15 protein-coding genes are annotated in these 20,787 nt (G+C 70.2%); 7 read left to right on the forward strand and 8 right to left on the reverse strand.

Annotated features, from left to right (window positions below):
• The first annotated feature begins 29 nt into the window (after positions 1-29).
• The 4 genes from IGS69_RS34960 to IGS69_RS09140 all read left to right on the forward strand — a co-directional run bounded on the left by IGS69_RS34960 (position 30) and on the right by IGS69_RS09140 (position 3,817).
• Complete coding sequence (locus tag IGS69_RS34960) at positions 30-152, forward strand: hypothetical protein (RefSeq protein ID WP_269783209.1); 123 nt, start codon at positions 30-32, stop codon at positions 150-152.
• A gap of 118 nt (positions 153-270) precedes the next feature.
• Positions 271-861 carry a winged helix-turn-helix domain-containing protein gene (locus tag IGS69_RS09130; protein WP_190898214.1) on the forward strand — a complete coding sequence of 197 codons (591 nt, stop codon included), beginning with the start codon at positions 271-273 and terminating at the stop codon, positions 859-861.
• A 132-nt stretch (positions 862-993) separates the two neighbouring features.
• The gene (locus IGS69_RS09135) at positions 994-2,004 is read left to right on the forward strand and encodes an SDR family oxidoreductase (protein WP_190898215.1); all 1,011 of its coding nucleotides are present in this window, start codon (positions 994-996) and stop codon (positions 2,002-2,004) included.
• Positions 2,005-2,245: 241 nt separating this feature from the next.
• The gene (locus tag IGS69_RS09140) at positions 2,246-3,817 is read left to right on the forward strand and encodes a DUF1996 domain-containing protein (protein WP_190898216.1); all 1,572 of its coding nucleotides are present in this window, start codon (positions 2,246-2,248) and stop codon (positions 3,815-3,817) included.
• A gap of 76 nt (positions 3,818-3,893) precedes the next feature.
• Here IGS69_RS09140 and IGS69_RS09145 read toward each other — a convergent pair whose 3' ends face one another.
• Entirely contained in the window at positions 3,894-4,346 is a 453-nt protein-coding gene (locus IGS69_RS09145) for a hypothetical protein (protein ID WP_190898217.1), read from the reverse strand.
• A 162-nt stretch (positions 4,347-4,508) separates the two neighbouring features.
• On the opposite strand from IGS69_RS09145, the gene IGS69_RS09150 reads away from it, so the two are divergent.
• From IGS69_RS09150 to IGS69_RS09160, 3 genes are all read left to right on the forward strand, one after another.
• A complete protein-coding gene (locus tag IGS69_RS09150; protein WP_190898219.1) occupies positions 4,509-5,036 on the forward strand; it encodes a tetratricopeptide repeat protein in 528 nt (175 codons plus the stop codon).
• Positions 5,037-5,083: 47 nt separating this feature from the next.
• Complete coding sequence (locus tag IGS69_RS09155) at positions 5,084-7,006, forward strand: hypothetical protein (RefSeq protein WP_190898220.1); 1,923 nt, start codon at positions 5,084-5,086, stop codon at positions 7,004-7,006.
• 94 nt (positions 7,007-7,100) lie between these two features.
• A complete protein-coding gene (locus IGS69_RS09160) occupies positions 7,101-7,790 on the forward strand; it encodes a TetR/AcrR family transcriptional regulator (RefSeq protein WP_190898221.1) in 690 nt (229 codons plus the stop codon).
• A gap of 6 nt (positions 7,791-7,796) precedes the next feature.
• Here the strand turns inward: IGS69_RS09160 and IGS69_RS09165 are convergent, their stop codons facing one another.
• The 7 genes from IGS69_RS09165 to IGS69_RS09195 form a co-directional block, all read right to left on the reverse strand.
• On the reverse strand, positions 7,797-8,153 hold the full coding sequence (locus tag IGS69_RS09165; protein ID WP_190898223.1) for a 5-carboxymethyl-2-hydroxymuconate Delta-isomerase: 357 nt from the start codon (positions 8,151-8,153) through the stop codon (positions 7,797-7,799).
• 230 nt (positions 8,154-8,383) lie between these two features.
• A complete protein-coding gene (pulA, locus tag IGS69_RS09170) occupies positions 8,384-13,780 on the reverse strand; it encodes a pullulanase-type alpha-1,6-glucosidase (protein ID WP_190898224.1) in 5,397 nt (1,798 codons plus the stop codon).
• Between the two features lie 160 nt (positions 13,781-13,940).
• On the reverse strand, positions 13,941-15,314 hold the full coding sequence (locus tag IGS69_RS09175; RefSeq protein ID WP_190898225.1) for an alpha-amylase: 1,374 nt from the start codon (positions 15,312-15,314) through the stop codon (positions 13,941-13,943).
• Positions 15,315-15,433: 119 nt separating this feature from the next.
• Complete coding sequence (locus IGS69_RS09180) at positions 15,434-17,128, reverse strand: glycoside hydrolase family 13 protein (RefSeq protein ID WP_190904427.1); 1,695 nt, start codon at positions 17,126-17,128, stop codon at positions 15,434-15,436.
• 174 nt (positions 17,129-17,302) lie between these two features.
• Entirely contained in the window at positions 17,303-18,211 is a 909-nt protein-coding gene (locus IGS69_RS09185; RefSeq protein ID WP_190898226.1) for a sugar ABC transporter permease, read from the reverse strand.
• Between the two features lie 14 nt (positions 18,212-18,225).
• Positions 18,226-19,230 carry a carbohydrate ABC transporter permease gene (locus IGS69_RS09190; protein WP_190898227.1) on the reverse strand — a complete coding sequence of 335 codons (1,005 nt, stop codon included), beginning with the start codon at positions 19,228-19,230 and terminating at the stop codon, positions 18,226-18,228.
• A 119-nt stretch (positions 19,231-19,349) separates the two neighbouring features.
• Positions 19,350-20,618, reverse strand: coding sequence for an extracellular solute-binding protein (locus IGS69_RS09195; RefSeq protein ID WP_190898228.1), 1,269 nt, complete (start codon positions 20,616-20,618; stop codon positions 19,350-19,352).
• Positions 20,619-20,787: the final 169 nt, after the last annotated feature.

The raw sequence follows: 20,787 nt of genomic DNA on the forward strand, positions 1-20,787 counted from the left end.
TGGAGGACCGGCTCTGCTTCAATATGCACATGGCCAGCCACCAGGAGCACACCGCGACGGGTCGTCATGACCTCGAGCCCTTCTGGCCGTCCCGCCAGGACCACGACTTCGACCGGGTGTGTTGCCGCGCGATGAACGCGCAGGCCCTCTAAAGCCGTACACCCCGGCCTTCGGCCAGCGCGAACCGCGTACGTCCCTCGGCGAGCCCGACCACGAATCGCGGCCGTCGACCTCCCGACGAACTCCTCGCGCGAAAAGAGCTGACCTCTCATGGCGACCACTCGTTCCCTGTCCACCGCCACCCCCCTCACCGCCCCCGCGCCCCACGGCCCCCGGCACCGGTTGCGTGCCGTCGACCGGGACGAGGTGGTGACCGTCGCGGACCTGCTGCCGCCGGGCGCCACCTGGCTGCGGGCTCCGCAGCACACCCTGCCCACGCTGCCGGGGCAGCCGCCGATGGTCGGCTACCTGGTGCTCGTCCCGGCCGACCAGCAGCCGCCGTTCCCGGTCGCGGTGCCCGACCTGCCGCAGTCCGCCGGCCCGGACCTCGGCGCCGAGCCGGGCGGCGAGCCGCTCATCCGCGTCGACACCGTGCAGCGCACCGCCCGGGTGGCCGGGCAGCCGCTCGACCTCACCTACCTGGAGTTCGAACTGCTGGCGCACCTGGTGGCGCACCCGGGCCGGGTGCACACCCGCGACCAGCTCGTGGGCACGGTGTGGGGCTACGGACACGTGGGCGACGGCCGTACGGTCGACGTCCACATCGCCCGGCTGCGCCGCAAGCTCGGCGCGGAGCACCGCGGCACGATCCGCACCGTGCGCCGCGTGGGCTACCAGTACGTGCCGGCGACGGCACACTGACACCGCCCCACCCTGCCCCGTCTGCGTCCCGCCTGCGTCCTGTCCGCATCCCGTCCGCATCCCGCCTGCATTCCGTCTGCTCACAGCAGATCCCCGTTCCCTCCTCTGCCCCGACCGGGCAGAGTCACCGGCATGAGGCTTCTGATGCTGGGTGGTACGGAGTTCGTGGGACGGGCCGTCGTGGAGGCGGCGCTGGGGCGGGGCTGGGACGTGACCGTCTTCCACCGGGGGCGGCACGACGCGCCGCCGGGGGTGCGGTCGTTGCTCGGCGACCGCACCGCGCCCGGCGGCCTGGCCGCCCTCGCCGACGACCCGGGCGAGTGGGACGTCGTCGTCGACACCTGGTCGGCTGCGCCTCACGCGGTGCGGGACACGGCGCGGCTGCTGCGGGGCCGCGCCGGCCGGTACGTGTACGTGTCGAGCTGCTCGGTGTACGCGTGGGCCCCGCCCGCCGGGTACGACGAGGACGCGCCCCTGGTGGAGGGGGCGTCGGCCGACGCCGGGCAGAGCGCGTACCCGCAGGACAAGCGGGGTGGCGAACTGGCCGTGCTGGACGCCTTCGGCGCGGACCGGTCGGTGCTCGTACGGTCCGGGCTGATCCTCGGGCCGTACGAGAACATCGGCAGGCTGCCCTGGTGGCTGGGCCGCACGGCACGCGGTGGCCCGGTGCTGGCGCCGGGCCCGCGTGAACTGCCCCTGCAGTACGTGGACGTGCGCGACCTGGCGGAGTGGACCGTGCTCGCGGCCGAGCGGGAGCTGAACGGGCCGTACAACCTGGTCAGTCCGCAGGGGCACGCCACGATCGGCGCGTTGCTGGACGCCTGCGCGCACGTCACCGGCGGCACCGCCGAGCTCCGCTGGACCGAGCCCGGGCTGATCCTGGAGGCGGGCATCGAGCCGTGGACCGAACTGCCGGTGTGGGTGCCGCCGGGCAGCGACCTGCACGACGCCCTGCACAGCGCTGACGTCTCAAGGGCGGTCGGGGCCGGTCTGGTGTGCCGGCCCGTCGAGGAGACCGTGGCGGACACCTGGCGGTGGCTGAAGGGCCTCGGGGGTGTGGTGCCCCAGCGCCCGGACCGGCCGCGCTCCGGCCTCGATCCGGAGGTGGAGGCGAAGCTGCTCGCGTCCGGCGCCGGTGCCTGAACGACCCCACTGATGGCGCAGGGCCGCTCCACCGCGGCGATCGGACGAGCCCCTTCACCCACCGTGGAGGATCAACAACTCCCGGTGCCAAAGGGGCTGTTGAGGACACAGGGTCCTCAATAATCTCGCATCGATTTCCGAGACATCTGAACACCTGTGGGACCACCTCCGTATGGAAGGGAGCCGCTTCACTCCTGTCGGGCGCCTCGATGCCCCCGAAAAAGGAAGTCAGAGGAGTTCCATGGGACGCAACACAAGAAAACGCCGTACGCCGCTGGCCACCAAGGCCATTGCCGCATCGGCGGCCCTAGCGCTCGGTGGGGGCGGGCTGATCTGGGCAAACTTCTACGCCTCGGCGCACGAGGAGAACTCGGCGAACCAGACGAAGTCCGCGGGCGGGCAGATCGCCACGATCCAGTGCCCGGACGTCGGACAGAAGCTGACCGATGTGCCTCGACGCGCTCGCCAGAGGGTGGACAAGGAGCTGGCCAACCTCGACAAGCAGATCAGCGAGGCCTACGCCCGGCTCGCCTCCACCCGTCAGGCCCAGGCCGGTGACGCGGGCTTCGTCGACAACGCCATCCTCGGCCCGCTGAAGTCGAAGCGGACCGCGGTCATCGACCGGATCGGCATCAACATCCGGCGGGTCGGCGGCAAGGCCCCGGGCAACCTCGGGCAGATGGCCTCGTGCCAGGGAATGGCCGCCGACGCCAACACCAACGACGGCCAGGCCGGCGGTGGTCAGAACAACGACGGCCAGAACAATGACGGCCAGAACAACGACGGTCAGAACAACGACGGCGGTCAGAACAACGACGGCGGTCAGGACCAGGGCCAGGACAACGGCGGCCAGGACAACGGGCAGGGCGGCAACGGCGGGCAGGGCGGCAACGGCCCGGCGGCGGACGACTTCATCAACATCGAGGACGTTCAGCCGAACTCCCGCAACCTGCCGAACGGCCTCGCCGCGAACGGCGACGGCGGTTCGACGGGCACGTTCACCACGCAGTGCGGCACCAACGAGAACGAGAACCGTAACTCGGACAACGTGATCGTGGCGCCCGGCGTCTCCAATGGTGCGCAGCACCAGCACGACTACGTCGGCAACCAGAGCAACAACGCCTTCGCGAGCGACGAGGACCTGGCGAACGCCGACACGTCCTGCCAGAACCAGGGCGACAAGTCCTCGTACTTCTGGCCGGTCCTCCGGATCCAGGACGGCTCGGACGACATCGACGCCGGTCAGCCCGGCGGTGGCCAGGACGGCAACGTCGGCAAGATCGTCGAGCCGGCCGAGGCCCAGCTGAAGTTCGTCGGCAACCGCACCAGCGACGTCGTCGCGATGCCGAAGGCCCTGCGCATCATCACCGGTGACGCCAAGTCCCTCACCAACGGCCTGAACAACGCCAACACGTCCTGGACCTGCACGGGCTTCGAGGACCGCCAGGTGACGGACAAGTACCCGATCTGCCCCGACGGCAGCAGCGTGGTCCGGCTGTCCAACTTCCAGAGCTGCTGGGACGGCCAGAACATCGACAGCGCCAACCACCGCACCCACGTGGACTTCGTGGAGGCGGACGGCAGCTGCTCGAACGGCTTCCAGGCCATCCCCCAGCTCCAGGTCCGACTGGTCTACGACGTCCAGGCGCCGCAGATCAACAACGGGCAGGTGCAGAACGCCTTCGCGGTGGACTCCTTCCCGGAGCAGCTGCACAAGCCGATCACCGACCACAACGACTTCATCAACTTCTTCGACGACAACGTGATGAACGAGATGGTCGAGTGCATCAACAACGGCCAGGACTGCCAGTAGTCCTGATCCGGTAACGGCAAAAGGCCGGCGGTGGGAATTCCCACCGCCGGCCTTCCGCTGCCGCGGCCCGTGCGTTTCAGCCGTGGTGGCCGGCTCCGCCGTCGTGACCGTTCTTGTTGTGACTGCCGCCGGGGTTCATGTGCTCGGAGCCCTCCTCCATGGTCCCGCCGAGGGTGCTCTGCAGCGCCGTGACCGTCTTCTGCTGGCCGACGGCGACCCACTTGCGGCCGACGAGGTAGTAGCCGCCGTAGTCCTTGGCGCTGTTCAGCCACTCGCGCTGGCCGCGGTCGGTGGCGAAGGTGGCGAGGACGTACTTCTCCTTGCCCTTCTTGCACAGGGCCTGGCGGATGGTGTCCGCGTCGGTCTGCATGTTCGGCTTGCAGTCGGCCTCGGCCGCGATGTGCTCCAGGCTGCCGCTCACCTCCTTCGGAACGGCCGCCTCGTCCTTGTCGCCGGATCCGCCGCAGCCGGTCAGCGCCAGTATCGCCACCGCGCCGCTCAGCGCGAGCATCGGTCGGGTCACCCTCATCTGTTCCTCCGGTCCTTGTCGGCACGGTCCTGGTCACGGCACGGTCCGGACGCATGCCGCACGGAGCCCCGGCAAGAGGCTCTCGCCTTCGATACGGCTGCGGAGCCCACCGTGCTCAAAATCCCGCTGCCCCGGTGTGCACTGCTGTGCGAGGGTGGTCCGGTGGATCAGGACTGGGAAGATCGTGTGGCCGCCCTGTGGGACCGTTTCGACGACTACGCCGAGACGGAGGAGGACGAGGCCCGCTTCCGCGCCGACGTCGACGCCCTGGTCGCCGAGCTGCCCGAGGGCAGTCCGCACGGCCCGTTCGAGCGGGCCTGCGCGTGGGACTCCACGGGCCACTCCGACAAGGCGGTCCCCCTGTACCGGGAGGCGCTGGACAGGGGCCTCGCCGACGCCAGCCCCTACAAGGCCCGCCGGACGAAGATCCAGCTGGCCAGCTCCCTGCGGAACACCGGCCGGGCCGAGGAGGGCGTCGCGCTGCTGACGCCCGAACTTCTCGCGCCGTCCGACGAGCTGGACGACGCCGTACGCGCCTGTCTCGCCCTGTGTCTGTCGAGCCTCGGCCGCGACCGGGAGGCCCTGGCGCTGGCCCTGGGCGCCCTGGCTCCGCATCTGCCGCGCTACCAGCGGTCCATGGCGAACTACGCCCGTTTGCTGGTGGAACCCCGGGTGCACCCGGGGGCGTGACGCTCCGGGCCAGGTGACCATCCAACGATTCGCTCGTTCTGCTGAACGTGCAGTCACAGGATGTCGCCCAGCGCCCCGCACCCGCCTCCCCGGCCGGCCCGGTCGTCGACGTCGAGCAGGCCGAGGCCGCGCTCGTCGAGCACTACCCGCGGCTCGTCCGGCTGGCCTATCTGGTGCTGCCACCGGGGCTGGGCCGCAGCCGCCGCGTCCTGACCGCGCACGCTCTCACCCAGCGGGCCCTCCCCCGCACCCGCACCCCGGCCCCGGTGATCCCGGCCCAGTCCACCGGCCGGGACGGCGACCCGGGGTACGCGCTGATCCGTCTGCAGGTGCTGCGCACGGCGCTGGAGGCGGGGCTGCCGCTGAAGGCGAGGGCGTGGCCCAAGAGGGCCCAGCTGCCGCCGTTGCTGCCGCACGTGTGGGGCCTGAAACTGTTCCCGCGCTCCGGCGGCGCCGACGAACTCTCCCTGGACCAGCGGCTGTCCACCCTGTCGGGTCCGGCCCGGGCCGTCTACGCGCTGCGCGGCCTGGAGCGGCTCACGGACGACGGGGCGCGCGAGGTCCTCGCGGCGGCGGGCGTCGCCGACCCGGAGGGCGCCGTCCTGGAGGCCGACGGGATCCCCGCCCAGTACGGGCTGCTCGACTCTCCCGAGTTCGACCCCTGCTCGCTCCAGGCCCGCCCCACCGACCTGATGCGCCGCCGCCAGCACCTGAAGGCCGCCCTGGCCGCCGGTGCCGCGCTGCTGGCGTGCGGGGCGCTGCTCGGCCTGCCCGGTGAGGGCTGGGGACCCGAGGGCGCCGCGGCACCCCCGTACGCGCGCAACCCGGCCGCGCAGGCCGCCCTGGACCCCTCGAAGCTGACCCGGATGCCCTCGTCCGCCTGGCGCAGCTCGGCGCGCACCGACTTCTCCGTGTGGCCGGCCCGTGGCGACCTGACCGGCGACAAGGCCCTGCTGCGCCGCGCCCTGGCCGTGTGGGCCCGCCCCGGCGAGACGGTCCAGGTGTCGGTGACCCCCGGCACCCTGTCCGGTGGCCCGGCCGGACCGCCCCAGCTGCTGTACGCGGGGACGGTCGACGCGGCGCGCGTGGTGATCCTCTACGACGGTCTGCGCATCGCCCGGTACGCCGAGCCGAAGGACGGCACCCAGGGCGCCGCCCTCGACTTCGCCCGGGTCGACGGGGCCGGCCGGGCCGAGGCGGGCGCGGTCGTCCTGGGCCGGTCCGACGGCAACGTCCGCTATCTGACGGCCCCTTGGGTGCGGAAGGCCGGCGAGCGGGACCTGATGAAGCCGGGCTCCGGCGCGATGGACCTCGCGCTCACCGACGGCGTGACCGCACCGCTGGCCAGCCCGGCGCTGCGCTCCGGCCCCTGCTCCTCGTGGAACGTGCTGCAGGTGACCGACGGCACCAGGACCCGGCTGCTGACCGACCTCGGCGAACTGGTCCCGGCCCGGCTCACCACCGGACGGCCGGGATCCCCGCGCGAGGTGTCGGGGGCCGCGGCGCTGCGCACCTGGCAGCCGTTCGCCTGCTCGCTGGGCACGGTGCGCTCGGCGGGGGTGCGCAGCGTCAACGCCTGGGCGTTCAACGAGCAGCCGCTGCCCGACGCGAGCGGTTCGGCGGCGTGGGTGTGCACCCGGGCCGAGACCTGGCGGGGCGGTGGGGCGCGGGTGCTGGCGCAGTTCCACACGCCGGGCGGGGCGTACGGAGCGGCGGCGGCGCAGGCCGAGAACGTCCCGGCGTGCGGGCCGCGGGACCCGCATGTGCTGGCCGGGGTGCTGTGGAAGGCGAAGGCCGGTGACTGGTACCTGCTGGCCGCGGGGAGCCGGGAGACCGCGTCGATCCGGGCGACGGGCGGAGTGAACGGGGCGGCGCGCGGCAGTCTGCTGACCGTGCCGGCCGAGCAGGGGGCGCAGGCTCAGCTCAAGGGGACCCTGAAGGACGGTCGTTCGCTCGGCGGGCTGCGCTGACGGCGGCGGTTTTCGGGCCCGCCCGGTGGGGCCGGCGGAAGCCGGCGATCGATCCGGGCCGTTCGAGGCCGGAATCGATCGGTAAGGTGTTCGTATGACTACCGGGGTTCGCCGCAGAATGGGAGTCGAGGAGCGGCGGCAGCAGTTGATCGGCGTCGCCCTCGAACTGTTCAGCCGCCGCTCGCCCGACGAGGTCTCCATCGACGAGATAGCGTCGGCCGCGGGCATTTCACGCCCGTTGGTCTACCACTACTTTCCCGGCAAACTCAGCCTGTACGAGGCCGCGTTGCAGCGTGCCTCGGACGACCTCGCGGCGCGTTTCGTGGAGCCGCACGAGGGTCCGCTGGGGGCGCGGCTGCTGCGCGTGATGCGCCGCTACTTCGACTTCGTGGACGAGCACGGGCCCGGCTTCTCCGCCCTCATGCGCGGCGGTCCGGCCGTCGGCTCCTCCACGACCAACGCGCTCGTCGACTCCGTACGGCAGGCAGCGTATGTCCAGATCCTTTCGCACCTGGGCGTGACCGATCCGCCCGCGCGTCTCGAGCTGGTCGTCCGTTCCTGGATCTCCCTCGCCGAGTCGACGGCGCTGATCTGGCTGGACGGCCGGCGCATCCCGCGCGAGGAGCTGGAGCCCCAGCTCGTCAACGACTTCGCCGCCCTCGCCGCGGTCAGTGCGGCCTACGACGAGGAGATGGCCACGCTGCTGCGCGGCATCGTCAAGGACGAGCCGGCCGACGGCCCGTTCGCGCACCTGGCCGGCCGGCTCATCGCCCTGGCGAGCTGATCCGGCTCAGCTCTCCGACTTCGCGTACGACGGGTCCAGGTCGCGGACCTCGGCGGAGGCGTGCAGCGCGAGCCCCCCGGCCGGCTTCAGATGGGCCCGCAGCAGCTCCAGCGCGGTCTGGGTGAGCCGGGCCTTGACCTCGTCGGTGCGCCCGGCGAGCAGGGCGATGTGGATATGGACATGGGCGTGCCCCTCGGTCTCGGGGCCGATCACGATGTCCTCGGTCGGGCGGAACCGGGTCTTGCACGCGGGCGGCTTGGCGGCCGCGATCTCGACCGTCGCCTCGTGCAGCGCCTTCGCGAAACCGGGCCGGTCGAAGGCGCCGGCGAGGTCGGCCGAGTAGTCGACGGTGATCTGCGGCATCAGTACTCCTGTTCCAGGCGGCTCGGGCTCACCCTAACCGCAGCAGGCGCTCGGTGCGGTGCGGCCGGCACTCGGTCACCGGGGGCTGCGCCAGGCCCAGCCCGAGCAGCGGACCGCGGGCGTCGGCGTACCCGGCGCCGCCCCCGTCGCGCAGGATCGGCAGCGGGATGTGAACAGAGTCGGCGATGGGGCGGACCGTGGGTCACGGCCCGCCCCACCCACCGTAGGTGCTATCCGGCGGACCGGGTGAAGACGGCGACCGTACGCCCCGGAACGGCGAACGTGCCCGATTCGGCCGCGTAGGAGGAGGACTTGACGGTGGAGTCCGCCCCCGCCGCCTGCACCGGGTGCAGCCGGTAGCCGGCCCCGGCGAGTGCCGGGACGCGCTGTTCCTGCTTCTCGGGGGTGGCGTTGAAGACGACGACGAGGTCGCCGAGGCGCATGGTGATCACGCCGGGCGTCTCGTCCTCCCCGGACAGCGGGAAGGAGAGCCGGGACTGCACCCGCTCGGCCGTGCCGAGGGAGAAGTCCGTCTCGGTGCCGCGGATCCGCAACAGGTCGCGGTAGGCGGCCGAGGTGCCCTCGATCTGCTCGCAGCCCACCTCGACCGTGCTCAGCAGGGGCTTGGCGTACGGCCACTTGTCGGTGTTGTCGGCCGCCATGGGCAGTCCGCGGCCGAAGCCGTTGCCGTCCTCGCACCTCCAGTGGACGGCGTTGAACCAGTCGCCGCTGTCGTAGGAGTTGCGGTCCAGGGACTTGGAGCGCAGCAGGTCGGTGCCCGCCTGGGAGAGGGCCGGGCCCTGCGAGAGGGTGGCCGTCGCCATGGCCAGGACCTGCATCCGGGCCCGGTCGGCCGGGCTCGTCGAAGCGGGCAGCTTGAAGGCGAGCGCGTCGAACAGGGACTCGTTGTCGTGGGCGTCGGCGTAGGCGAGGGCGTCACCGGGGGCGTCGGCGTAGCCGGCGGGGGCGCCGTTGTAGTCGACCTCGGAGCCCTTGACCTCCTTGCCCGCGGTGTCGGTGAACCGGTAGCCGGCGAGGTTGCCGGAGAGCCCGACCTTGATGAGGTCCTGGTAGTGCAGCAGGCGGGCCTTCTGCTCGGCCTCGGTGCCGTTGTTCTTCGAGGAGTTGGGGTCGGTGTACAGGCCGGAGGCGAAGCCCTGGACGCCGGGGTCCTCGTCGAAGGGGCCGCCGCCGCGGACCGCGTCACGGGCCCGGTCGGAGAAGGTGGCGATGCCGGTGCCGGCCATGTTCTTCTGCGTGGCCTGGACGAACCGGGCGTCGTCGGCGATCTCGCCGAAGTTCCAGCCCTCGCCGTAGAGGATGATCTTCTTGCCGTCGACGCCGTCCTCCTCGAGGGTCAGCGCGTCGAGGGCCTTGCGGACCGCGAGGATGTTGGCCTTCGGGTGGTGGCCCATGAGGTCGAAGCGGAAGCCGTCGACCTTGTACTCCTTCGCCCAGGTGACGATCGAGTCGACGACGAGCTTGCCCATCATGGCGTTCTCGGTGGCGGTGTTGGCGCAGCAGGTGCTGTTGGCGACCGAGCCGTCGGCGAGGAGCCGCTGGTAGTAGCCGGGGACGATCCGGTCGAGGACGCTCGTCCTCTCCTGGCCGCTCGCGGCGGTGTGGTTGTAGACGACGTCCATGACGACCCGCAGTCCGTCGTCGTTGAGGGCCTTGACCATCTTCCGGAACTCGACCGTGCGGGCGGTGCCGTCCGGGTCGGTGGCGTAGGAGCCCTCGGGGACCGTGTAGTGGTACGGGTCGTAGCCCCAGTTGTAGGCGTCCTTCGCGGCGGTCTTGCCGACGCACTCCTGCTGCTTGTCGGAGTCGGCCGGGAAGGAGGCCAGGTCACAGCCGGGCTTCGCCTGGTCGGCCTTCTTCTCCGGGATGGTGGCGATGTCGAAGGCGGGCAGCAGATGGACGTAGGAGGTGCCCGCCGTCGCCAGCTCACGCAGGTGCTTGCTGCCGTCGGCGGCCTTGTCGGTGAAGGCCAGGTAGGTGCCGGGGTGCTTCGCCGTCCGGTCCTCCACGGAGAAGTCCCGGATGTGCAGCTCCTGGATCTGCGCGTCCTTCAGCGGTACGGCCCGGGGCTTGGTGTACGCCGACCAGCCGGAGGGCTTGAGGGCCTTGTCGTCCAGGTCGACGACGAGGCTGCGCTCGGAGTCGGCGGTGAGGGCGAGGGAGTAGGGGTCGGTGACCTTGTTGGTGACGACCTTGCGGACGCTGGGCGCCCAGACCTTCACGACGTACCGGTAGGGCTTGCCTTTCCAGGATTTCGGGCCGGTGGCGGACCAGATGCCGGTGGCGGCGTCGCGCTTCATCGGCACGGTGGAGTCGCCGAGCTCCAGGGACACCTGCTGTGCGGTCGGCGCCCACACCGACAGGGTGGGGCGGCCCGTGGAGAACGTCGGGCCCAGGTCGGCCTTGGTGGCGCCGGGGTACAGGTCGTCGAGGACTCCGGCGATCTGCACGCCGGTGGCGGCGAGCACCGCTCGGTTCGCCGCGTGCTGGGTGGCGACGACCTGGCCGCGCAGGGCCTCGCGGACCCGGTCGCGGTCGCGTGGGTCGACGGTCCAGGCGTCGTACTCCTTCAGATGGGGGAACTTCGCCTTCTGGGCGTCGGACAGCTCGCCCTTCGACAGGCGCAGCCACTTCGCGTCACCGGTCAGGGCGCCGTCCTTCGCGGCGATCGCACCGTCGCGGGAGTACAGCAGCTGGGTGGAGGCGGCGGCGTCGGAGCCGTTCCAGGCGAGGGTGTCGCGGTCGATCCAGACGGCCTTGGAGGTGGTCAGGTCGACGGCGGCGGCACTGCCCGCGGGCTGCGGGAGCAGGTACTTCTCCTGGCCGTTCACCAGCCACACCTCGTGGCCGTTCGCCTTGAGGTCGAGGGACTGGTCGGTGGGCAGGTCCTTCTCGTCGCCCTTGTGGATGATGTAGCTGAGGCTGGTGGCACCCTCGGTGAGCGGCACCTCGTAGACAGCGCCATAGGAGTCAGTCTTCACCGGCTTGAGGGGGCTCGACCAGTCGGTGGGGTTCGCGGCGCCGGTCCAGACGTGCAGGCCCCAGCCGTCGTAGGTGCCGTCGGCCCGGTGGTAGTGCAGGACGGCCTTGGTCCTGTCGGGCGCCGGATAGGCGGGGCGCTCGGTGGTGACGGTGTCCTTGCCCTGCTCGATCCAGACCTCGCCGGTCTTGGTGACGTCGATCGTGCGGTCGGTGGAGACGTCCTTGTTCCCGTCCTTGTCGATGACGAGGAAGCCCACGTTGGAGGCGCCGGGCTTGAGCTTGACCCAGGCGAAGGCACCGTAGGCGTCGCGGCCGGTGAAGGGGTGGCTCTTCGGCCATTCGGTGGCCTCGCCCTCGGCGAGGTCGCCCCAGGCGTACAGGCCCCAGTCGGTGTAGTCGCCGTCGGCGCGCTTGTAGTGGACGATCGCGTGGTCGCGGGAGGAGGCGGTGGGCGGCTCCTCGGCGGGCGGGGTGCCGGTGGTGGAGGCGGCGAGAGCGCTCGCGGTGCGGCCGGCCGAGTCGATCACGACGGCCTTGTAGCGCAGGGCGGTGCCGGGCGCAACGTTCTTGTCGATGGGGTGGGTGACCTTGTACGGGGCGTGGTCGGCGGAGCCGAGGGTCTGCCACCTGCCGTTGCCGGTCTGCGCGGCGAAGACGACCCGGTTGAGCTGCCCGCCGTCCGTGTCGGCGGTGAGCTCGACGGTTCCCGTCGCACCCGCGGCCGGGGCCTTCAGGGTGATCGTGGGCGCGGTGGCGGGCTTGGCGAGCCTGCCGGACGCCTTGAGGACGACCGCCGAGCCGGCCGGGACGGTGACGGTGAGCTTCTTGTCGCGGTCGCTCTTCGGGGCGGCGGCGGTGCCGTGGATGCCCTTGAAGGTCATGCCGGCCGAGCCGGTCGGGAAGGTCGCGGTCCTGGCCTCGCCCGCGTTGTTGAAGGCGACGACGTACTCGGTGCCGGTCTTGCCGTCGGTGCGGGAGAAGGCGTAGACACCCGGGCCGTCGGCCGCGTACCGCTGCTGCTGGACGCCGTCGGTGAGGGCCGGGTTGGCCTTGCGCAGTGCGGCGAGGGCGCTGATCTGCCGGTAGAGCGGGGCCTTGGTGTCGTAGGCGTCCTCGGCGTGGGTGCGGTCGGTGCCGATGCGGTCGTCGTCGAGGTAGTCGGCGGTGCGCGAGGCGAACATGCTGTGGCGGGCGTCCTTGTCGCCGCCCGGGCCGGTGAAGCCCTGCTCGTCGCCGTAGTAGACGACCGGGTTGCCGCGGCTGAGGAACATCAGCTCGTTGGCGAGCTTGTCCTTGGCGAGGAGCTCGGCGTCGGTGGCCTTGGGGTCGTCCTGCTTCAGGAACGACCCGATGCGGCCCATGTCGTGGTTGCCGAGGAAGGTGACCTGCTCGTACGCGTTGGCCTTGCCGGTCGTGTACTTGTAGTCGTCGCCGAAGACACCCGCGAGCTTGGCGGCGCTCGCGCCCTGCGAGGCGTACTGCCGGGCGGCCTCCTGGAAGGGGAAGTCGAGCGTGGCGTCGAGGCGGCCCTGGGTCACGTACGGGGAGGTGACGTTCGTGTCGGCCGAGTACACCTCACCGAACATGAAGAAGTCGTCCCGGCCGCGCTGGGCGGCGTAGGCGTCCAGCGCGGTGGCCCACTGCGTCCAGAACTCCATGTTGACGTGCTTCACGGTGTCGATCCGGAAGCCGTCCACGTCGAAGTCCAGTACCCAGCGCTGGTAGATCTTCTCCATGCCCCGCACGACCTCGGGCCGTTCGGTCCACAGGTCGTCCAGGCCGGAGAAGTCGCCGTGTTCGGAGCTCTCACCGGCGAAGGTGGAGTCGCCCCGGTTGTGGTACATCGTCGGGTCGTTGAGCCACGACGGGACCTTGTCGTTCCTGGTGACCTTCGGCGTCCGCGGGAAGGAGTCGCCGTCGACCTCCGGGAAGTCCCGCCTCCCGTCCGCGTAGTCCGCGTCGTCGAAGGGCTTGCCGTCCTTCGTCAGGTACGGGAAGGCGCCCTTGGAGAGGTAGTCGTAGGACTTCTCCTCGTAGTCGACGACGTCCGCGGTGTGGTTGGTGATGACGTCGAAGAAGACCTTCATGCCCTTGGCATGGGCCTTGTCGATGAGGGTTTCCAGGTCCTTGTTGGTGCCGAAGTGCGGGTCGACCTGGGTGAAGTCGGTGATCCAGTACCCGTGGTAGCCGGCCGAGGCGTTCGCCCCGGTGCCCTGCACGGGCCGGTTCTTGAAGATCGGGGCCATCCAGAGGGCGGTGGTGCCGAGGCCCTTGATGTAGTCGAGTCTCTTGGTCAGGCCCTTGAGGTCGCCGCCCTGGTAGAAGCCCTTGTCGGTGGGGTCGTAACCGGTGGCGAGGCGGGAACCGGTCAGGCCGCCCTTGTCGTTTCGCGGGTCGCCGTTGGCGAAGCGGTCCGGCAGGACGAAGTAGAACTGCTCACGGGTGGCGTCGTGCCGGGCGGGCTCGGCGGCCAGCTCGGCATCGGACGGGGGTGCCGGCGGGGTGGCGGCCCCGGCGGCGAGCGGCTGGACGAGCGTTGCGGCCAGCGCGGTGGCCGTGACCGCGGCGACCCGTCCGGCACGGGCGGTTCGGCGCCTTGCGGGCGCACGCCATCTCGGTATCACTGACGTGGACTCCTTGCATTGCGGCTCTCTCGGGTCCGACCCCGCGCGACCGTATCGCCGCCGAAACACTTACAGCAAGAGGCTTGAAACTGTTGGTAAGAAGTTTCAGTCTGGCCGTCGCCCCTCGGGGTTCCCCGAAGGGCGAGGTCCAAGGACCTGGCTAACAGGTGGACTTGCCCGCGTATATGGCCAGGGCCGTGTTGGAGCCCAGGGAGGCGGTGAACTGCCCGCTGGAGTTCACCGTCACGGTCGTGTTGTTCTGCACGTTGCAGTACGACCCGGCCGGCAGCGACGTCTGGTACGTCCGGCTCAGCGATCCCGACTCGTGGTTGATGGCCACGAAGCCCTTGCTGCCCCGGCCGAAGGCGATCGCGTCACCGCCGTTGTCCCACCAGTTGGTGACGGCCTGGCCGCGGGTGGCATTGCGGAAACCGACCATGGACTTGATCTCGGGCCAGTTGTGCTGGCACTTCCAGCCGTTCTGCCAGCAGGCGTTCACCTGGCCGCCGTTCGGCGGGCCGGCGTCGTGGTCGGAGAACTCGTAGCCGGAGTTGATGTCCGGGGCGCCGTAGGGCCAGGCCAGCATGAAGACGTTGGCCAGGGTGTAGTTGGCGTTGTCCTTGTAGCTGAGGGTCGAGCCGTTGCGCTCGGTGTCGTGGTTGTCGACGAAGACACCGGAGACGCCGCTGCTCATATAGCCCCAGCCCTCGCCGTAGTTCTTCAGATAGGCGAGGTTCTCGTTGTTGAAGACGCGCTTGAGGTCGTAGGCGTAGCGGAACTCCTGGACGTCGCCGTTACTCGTGTATTCGGTGGGCTGGACCGCCTCGCCGGAGCCGTAGATGACCTCCTGCTTCCAGTACACCGACGGGTTGTTCAGCCGGGACTTGATGGTGGCGAGGTCGGCGGTGTCGATGTGCTTGGCCGCGTCGATGCGGAAGCCGTCGACACCGAGGGAGAGCAGGTCGTTCATGTAGCCGGCGATCGCGCTGCGGACGTAGTTCTCGCTCGTGTCGAGGTCGAAGAGACCGACCAGTTCGCAGTGCTGGACGTTCCAGCGGTCCTGGTAGTTGTTGATCTGGCCCGTGCAGTCGTCGAAGTCGGGCGCGGAGTACAGGCCGGGGTAGGTGTACTTCGTGTACGACGAGCCGCCGGTGCCGGTGCCGCTGCCGGCCGCCATGTGGTTGATGACGGTGTCCGCGACGACCTTCACACCGGCCGCGTGACACGTGTTCACCATGTTGCGGAAGGCCGTGCGGTCGCCGAGCCGGCCGGCGATCTTGTAGCTGACCGGCTGGTACGAGGTCCACCACTGCGAGCCCTGTATGTGCTCGGCGGGCGGGGAGACCTGGACGTAGCCGTAGCCGGCGGGTCCGAGGGTGGTGGTGCACTCGCGGGCGACCGAGGCGAAGTTCCACTCGAAGAGGACGGCGGTGACGTCCTTGGTGCCAGGTGGGGAGGCCTGTGCACTGGTCGGGTTCATGACAACCGTAGCCGCGGCGAGCGCGACGGCGGAGGTGAGGTATCTGCGTGCCATGTGGGGTTTCCTTCTTCGTTGAAGGTTCTTGCTGCAAGGTTCAGAAACCTTGCGGTAACGCAGATGGTAAGGGCCCGCCACCCGAAAGGGCAGCGGGCCGTACGAAATTCAAAGGAAAATCAGGCGCGGGCCCCCGCGGTCGCGGAGGTCCACCACACCGTGGTGTCGGCCGGCACCTTCGCCTCGTCGTCCACCTCGACGATCTCCCCGCTCGCCACCAGCACCCGGCCGTACGCCGGCATCGCCACCGACTCGCCGGTGGTGTTCGCGACGCACACGAACTCCCCGCGCCGGAAGGCCAGCACGCCCTCGGGCGCGCGCAGCCACTCCACGGAGGTGCCGGCGCCGAGGTCGCGCTGCTCGCGCCGCACGCGCAGCGCGGCCCGGTACAGCTCCAGGGTCGAACCGGCCTCGCCGGTCTGCGCCTCGACGCTCAGCTCGCCCCAGCCCTCCGGCTGCGGCAGCCAGCTGCCCCCGTCGCCGAAGCCGTACGACGAACCCGTCCGGGTCCACGGGATCGGCACCCGGCAGCCGTCGCGGAAGCCGTCCTGGCCCGCGCCCCGGAAGTACGCCGGGTCCTGGCGCACCTCGTCCGGCAGGTCGACGACGTCGGGCAGGCCGAGCTCCTCGCCCTGGTAGACGTAGGCCGAGCCGGGCAGTGCCAGCATCAGCAGGCTCGCGGCCCGGGCCCTGCGCAGGCCCAGCTCGCGGTCGCCGGCCAGGCGGATCTGGGTGCCGAGGCCGGGCGGGTTGGCGAAGCGGGTGGCGTGCCGGGTCACATCGTGGTTGGACAGCACCCAGGTGGCGGGGGCGCCGACCGGGCGCATGGCCTCCAGGGTGCGGTCGATGACCTCGCGCATCTCCTCGGCGTCCCAGTGGGTGCTGAGGTACTGGAAGTTGAAGGCCTGGTGCAGCTCGTCCGGGCGGACGTAGTGGGCCGTGCGCTCGATGGTCGGCGTCCAGGCCTCGGCGACGAAGATCCGCTCGCCCGCGTACTCGTCGAGGATGAGCCGCCACTGCCGGTAGATCTCGTGCACGCCCTCCTGGTCGAAGAACGGCATGACATCGTTGCCCAGCAGCTTCACCTGGTCGTGGGATCCAAGGTCGGGCAGGCCCTGCGCCTTCACCAGACCGTGGGCGACATCGATACGGAAGCCGTCGACGCCCATGTCCAGCCAGAAGCGCAGGATGGAGCGGAACTCGTCGCCGACCGCCGGGTGCTCCCAGTTGAAGTCGGGCTGCTCGGGGGCGAAGAGGTGCAGGTACCACTCGCCGGGCGTGCCGTCGGGCTCGGTGACCCGGGTCCAGGCCGGGCCGCCGAAGATCGACTCCCAGTCGTTGGGCGGCAGTTCGCCGTTCTCACCCTTGCCGGGGCGGAAGTGGTAGCGGTCCCGCAGCGAGGAGCCCGGGCCCTCGGCGACGGCCCGCTTGAACCACTCGTGCTGGTCGGAGGAGTGGTTGGGGACCAGGTCGACGATGATCCGCAGGTCCAGCCGGTGGGCGTCGCGGATGAGCGCGTCGGCGTCCAGGAGGCTGCCGAACATGGGGTCGACCGCGCGGTAGTCGGCGACGTCGTAGCCGGCGTCGGCCTGCGGCGAGGCGTAGAAGGGGCTGAGCCACACGGCGTCCACGCCGAGGTCGCGCAGGTACGGCAGGCGGCTGCGGACACCCTCCAGGTCGCCCATGCCGTCGCCGTTGCTGTCGGCGAAGCTGCGTGGGTACACCTGGTAGATCACCGCGTCCCGCCACCAGTCGCGGCGCTTGGCGACGGCCACTGTGGGGGTGGGGGCAGGTGCAGCTGAGTGCTGGCTCATGTCGTCCTTGATGCGTAACAGGATGTCGGTCATGGAAGCGTGGGTGGGGAGAGGGGGCGGCCGCGGTACAGCGGGGTCGGATGGGCACCGCGGCCGCCCGCCCCGCGCCCCGTCAGGGGCGCGGGGAGCTGCGCGGCCGGCCACGACGAACCCGCGGCCGATCACTCACGAAGGTCACCCCTTCGTGCCGCCGGCGGTGAGGCCGGTCACCAGGTTCTTCTGCACCAGGTAGAAGAACAGGGCGGCCGGTATCGCGATCAGCACAGCCGTCGCGGCCATCAGGTTGCGCTGGGCGTCGTGTTCGCTGACGAACGTCTGCAGACCGACGGCGAACGTGTACTTGTCGTCGCTCAGCATGAACGTCGAGGCGAACGCGACCTCACCGAAGGCCGTGAGGAAGCTGTAGAACGCCGCGACCGCGAGGCCCGGCTTGGCGAGCGGCAGGATGAGCCGCGCGAACGTGCCGAAGGGGGTCAGCCCGTCGACGCGCCCGGCCTCGTCGATCTCGAACGGGATGGTGTCGAAATAGCCCTTCATCAGCCAGGCGCAGTACGGCACGATCGTGGTGCAGTTGACCAGGATGAGACCAAGGTAGCTGTCGATCAGCTGCAGATCCGAGAGGATCTGGTACATCGGCACGATCAGTACCGCGATGGGGAACATCTGGGTGACCAGCAGCACCCACATCAGCTTCCGGTAGCCGGGGAACCGCATGCGGGAGACGGCGTAGCCGGTGGACGCGGCGACGACGACGCCGATGAGCGTCGTGCCCAGCACCACGATCAGCGTGCTCGTCAGCCAGTCGAAGAAGCCGGTGTCCTGGAGGACGTAGGCGTAGTTCTCGAGCGACAGCTTGCCCCAGATGCGCCCGGGGTGGAGGTAGTCGTCCTTGTCCGGGCCGAGGGACAGGAAGAGCAGCCAGGCGACCGGGAAGAGCGCGGTCAGGCTGGCGGCGATCAGCACGGCGTGCGAGGCGAGGGAGGCGCCGCGGCTGCGTTCGCCTCGGCCGCGGACCTTGCCGGGGGCGGTCGCGGGGCGCCGCTCGCCGGCCGGTGCGGAGCTCTCGACGGTGGTCGTACTCATGGGGAACTCCTGCCTCAGATCGCGAGCTGCTGCTCGTTGCGGTTCAGCCAGCGGCGGTAGAAGGAGGTGAAGACGATCAGGATGGACAGGAGCAGGATCCCGTAGGCGGCGGACTGGGCGTAGTCGCGCGGCTGCTGCCCGAAGCCCAGTTGGTAGGCCCACGTGACGAGGATCTGGGCGTCCGGTGCGGTGTTGCCGAACAACAGGAAGATGATGGCGAACTGATTGAAGGTCCAGATGACACCCAGGAGGACAACCGTCGTACTGACGGACCTCAGACCGGGCAGGGTGACGTAGCGGAATCGCTGCCAGGCGTTGGCGCCGTCCATCTCGGAGGCCTCGTACAGGCTCGCGTCGATCGACTGCAGGCCGCCGAGGAGCGAGACCATCATGAACGGCACACCGCACCAGGTGTTGACCATGATGGCGGCGAACCGCTGCCAGAAGGTGTCCTCCAGCCACAGCGGTGCCGGCAGGCCCAGGCCCTCCAGTGCGGTGTTGATGACGCCGCCGTCCGCCAGCATGAACCGCCAGCCGAAGACGGTGACGAAGGTCGGCACCGCCCAGGGCAGGACGAGGATCATCCGGTAGAGGGTGCGGCCGCGCAGCTTCTGGTTGAGCAGCAGGGCGAGGCCGAGACCGATGCCGTAGTGCAGGGCGACACAGGCCGCCGTCCAGAAGACCGTCCACAGGAAGTGCGACCAGAAGCGGTCGTATGCCGTCGGGCCCCAGAGGATGTCGGCGTAGTTGTCCAGGCCGATGAACTTGTACGTGGCGTCGATGTGGTTGACGCCGATCGTGCGGGCGGTGTTGAGGCTGGTGGCGTCGGTGAGGGTGAGGTACAGGCCGTACACCAGCGGATACACCACGAGGACGCCGAGCACGACGGCCACCGGGGCGATCATCGCGTAGGCGTACCAGTGCTTGTGGAAGCCGTTCTTCAGCCGCTGGGCCGGCCCGGGTCGCGGTTCCCGCTCACCGCGCCGCTTGCCGGTCGCTCGGTCGATGGCGACTGTCATGGTTCGACACCTTCTGGAGGTTCAAGGAGGTCAAGGAGGGCTGCCCGGGCGCGGGCGCGGGCCGGTGGCCGCCGGATCCCCTCCCCCCATGACGGGGGGATCCGGCGGCCACCAGGCGGTCACTTGGAGAAGTCGGGCACCAGCTTGGCGATGGCGGTCTCGGCGTTGCCGAGGCCCTTGTCCAGGGACTCCTTGCCACCGGCGATCTTGATCAGCTCGTCGTCGAGGGGACCCCACAGGGAGCTGTACTCGGGCAGCGCCGGGCGCGGCTGGGCGCTGGAGAGGACGCCCTGGTAGCCGGCGATGCCGGGGTCGGCCTTGACCTTGTCGGTGTAGGCGTCGTCGCGCGTGGGGAGCGTGGAGTTCTTCAGCGCGATGGTCTCCTGGGCCTTGGCCGAGGTCATGAAGTTCACGAACTTCATCGAGGCCTTCTGGTGGGCCTCGTCGGAGCCGGCGTAGACGGAGAGGTTGTGGCCGCCGGTCGGGGCGCCCGCCTTGCCGGAGGAGCCGGCCGGGACGGTGGCGATGCCGAGGTTGTTCTTGTCCTTGAAGGCCGAGCCCTTGTAGAAGTTCGTGATCTCCCACGGACCCTGGACGATCGAGGCGACCTTGCCGCTGACGAACGCCTCCTGGATGTGGGCGTAGGCGTCGGCGGTGGTGTCGGCCTTGTGCAGGCCCTTGCCGGAGAAGAGACCCTGCCAGGTGCCGTAGGCCTTCTTGGCCTCGGGCGAGGTGACGGTGATCTTCTTGGCGTCCGCGTCGACGGTGTCGGTGCCCTCGCCGTAGAGGAAGGACTGGGCGTAGTAGGCCTGGGTGGAGCCCCAGTAGCCGTCGACGCCGGTCTTGCCCTTGATCGTGGCGGCGGCCTTCTTCAGGTCGTCCCAGGTCTTGGGGGCCTCGACGCCGGCCTTCTCGAACAGGGCCTTGTTGTAGACGAGGGCGAGGGTGTCCGTGGTGAACGGAACGCCGTAGGTCTTGCCCTCGTACTTGGCCTGCTCGATCAGGCTGGGCTGGAACTTGTCCTGGTCCTTGAGGGCCTCGGTGCCGTCCAGCGGCGCGAAGAAGCCCTTCTTGGCGAAGGCCGGCGTCCAGCCGACCTCGGAACGCAGCACGTCCGGGGCACCCTTGGAACCGGCGGCGGTGTCGAACTTGTTCTGCGCCTGGTCGAAGGGGACGTTGACGTACTTGACCTTGATGTCCTTGTTGGCAGCCTCGAACTGCTTCACCAGGGCCTGGTACGTCGGCGCCTCGTTGGTGGCGTTGGAGGTGTCCCACCAGGTGATGGTGACCGGGCCGTCGGCCTCGTCGCCACTGTCGCTACCGCCGCAGGCCGTCGCCGCCAGGGCGAGGGACGCCACCAGCGCGGTGGCCGCTATGCCACGCCGCATGAGTTCTCCTTGAGGGTGAAAGCCCGTTGTGCTGCCGACTGCGCCGTTGGCGGCCGGGCGTCGGTGAGATTAGCCGCGCTGGAACGACTTGCGAAAGACCTTGCAGCAAAAAGTTGCAAGGGGTGCCGATGGTTATCCCGCCGTGACCTCTCACCGGCCTCGCCTGCGC

Source organism: Streptomyces tuirus, from assembly GCF_014701095.1.
GTDB lineage: Bacteria > Actinomycetota > Actinomycetes > Streptomycetales > Streptomycetaceae > Streptomyces > Streptomyces tuirus.

Coding starts and splice junctions, on each gene's coding strand:
- IGS69_RS09140 (WP_190898216.1), top strand. CDS start 2,246: ATGGGACGCAACACAAGAAAACGCCGTACGCCGCTGGCCACCAAGGCC.
- IGS69_RS09190 (WP_190898227.1), bottom strand. CDS start 19,230: ATGACAGTCGCCATCGACCGAGCGACCGGCAAGCGGCGCGGTGAGCGG.
- IGS69_RS09195 (WP_190898228.1), bottom strand. CDS start 20,618: ATGCGGCGTGGCATAGCGGCCACCGCGCTGGTGGCGTCCCTCGCCCTG.
- IGS69_RS09180 (WP_190904427.1), bottom strand. CDS start 17,128: ATGAGCCAGCACTCAGCTGCACCTGCCCCCACCCCCACAGTGGCCGTC.
- IGS69_RS09145 (WP_190898217.1), bottom strand. CDS start 4,346: ATGAGGGTGACCCGACCGATGCTCGCGCTGAGCGGCGCGGTGGCGATA.
- IGS69_RS09160 (WP_190898221.1), top strand. CDS start 7,101: ATGACTACCGGGGTTCGCCGCAGAATGGGAGTCGAGGAGCGGCGGCAG.
- IGS69_RS09165 (WP_190898223.1), bottom strand. CDS start 8,153: ATGCCGCAGATCACCGTCGACTACTCGGCCGACCTCGCCGGCGCCTTC.
- IGS69_RS09175 (WP_190898225.1), bottom strand. CDS start 15,314: ATGGCACGCAGATACCTCACCTCCGCCGTCGCGCTCGCCGCGGCTACG.
- IGS69_RS34960 (WP_269783209.1), top strand. CDS start 30: ATGGCCAGCCACCAGGAGCACACCGCGACGGGTCGTCATGACCTCGAG.
- IGS69_RS09135 (WP_190898215.1), top strand. CDS start 994: ATGAGGCTTCTGATGCTGGGTGGTACGGAGTTCGTGGGACGGGCCGTC.
- IGS69_RS09130 (WP_190898214.1), top strand. CDS start 271: ATGGCGACCACTCGTTCCCTGTCCACCGCCACCCCCCTCACCGCCCCC.
- IGS69_RS09185 (WP_190898226.1), bottom strand. CDS start 18,211: ATGAGTACGACCACCGTCGAGAGCTCCGCACCGGCCGGCGAGCGGCGC.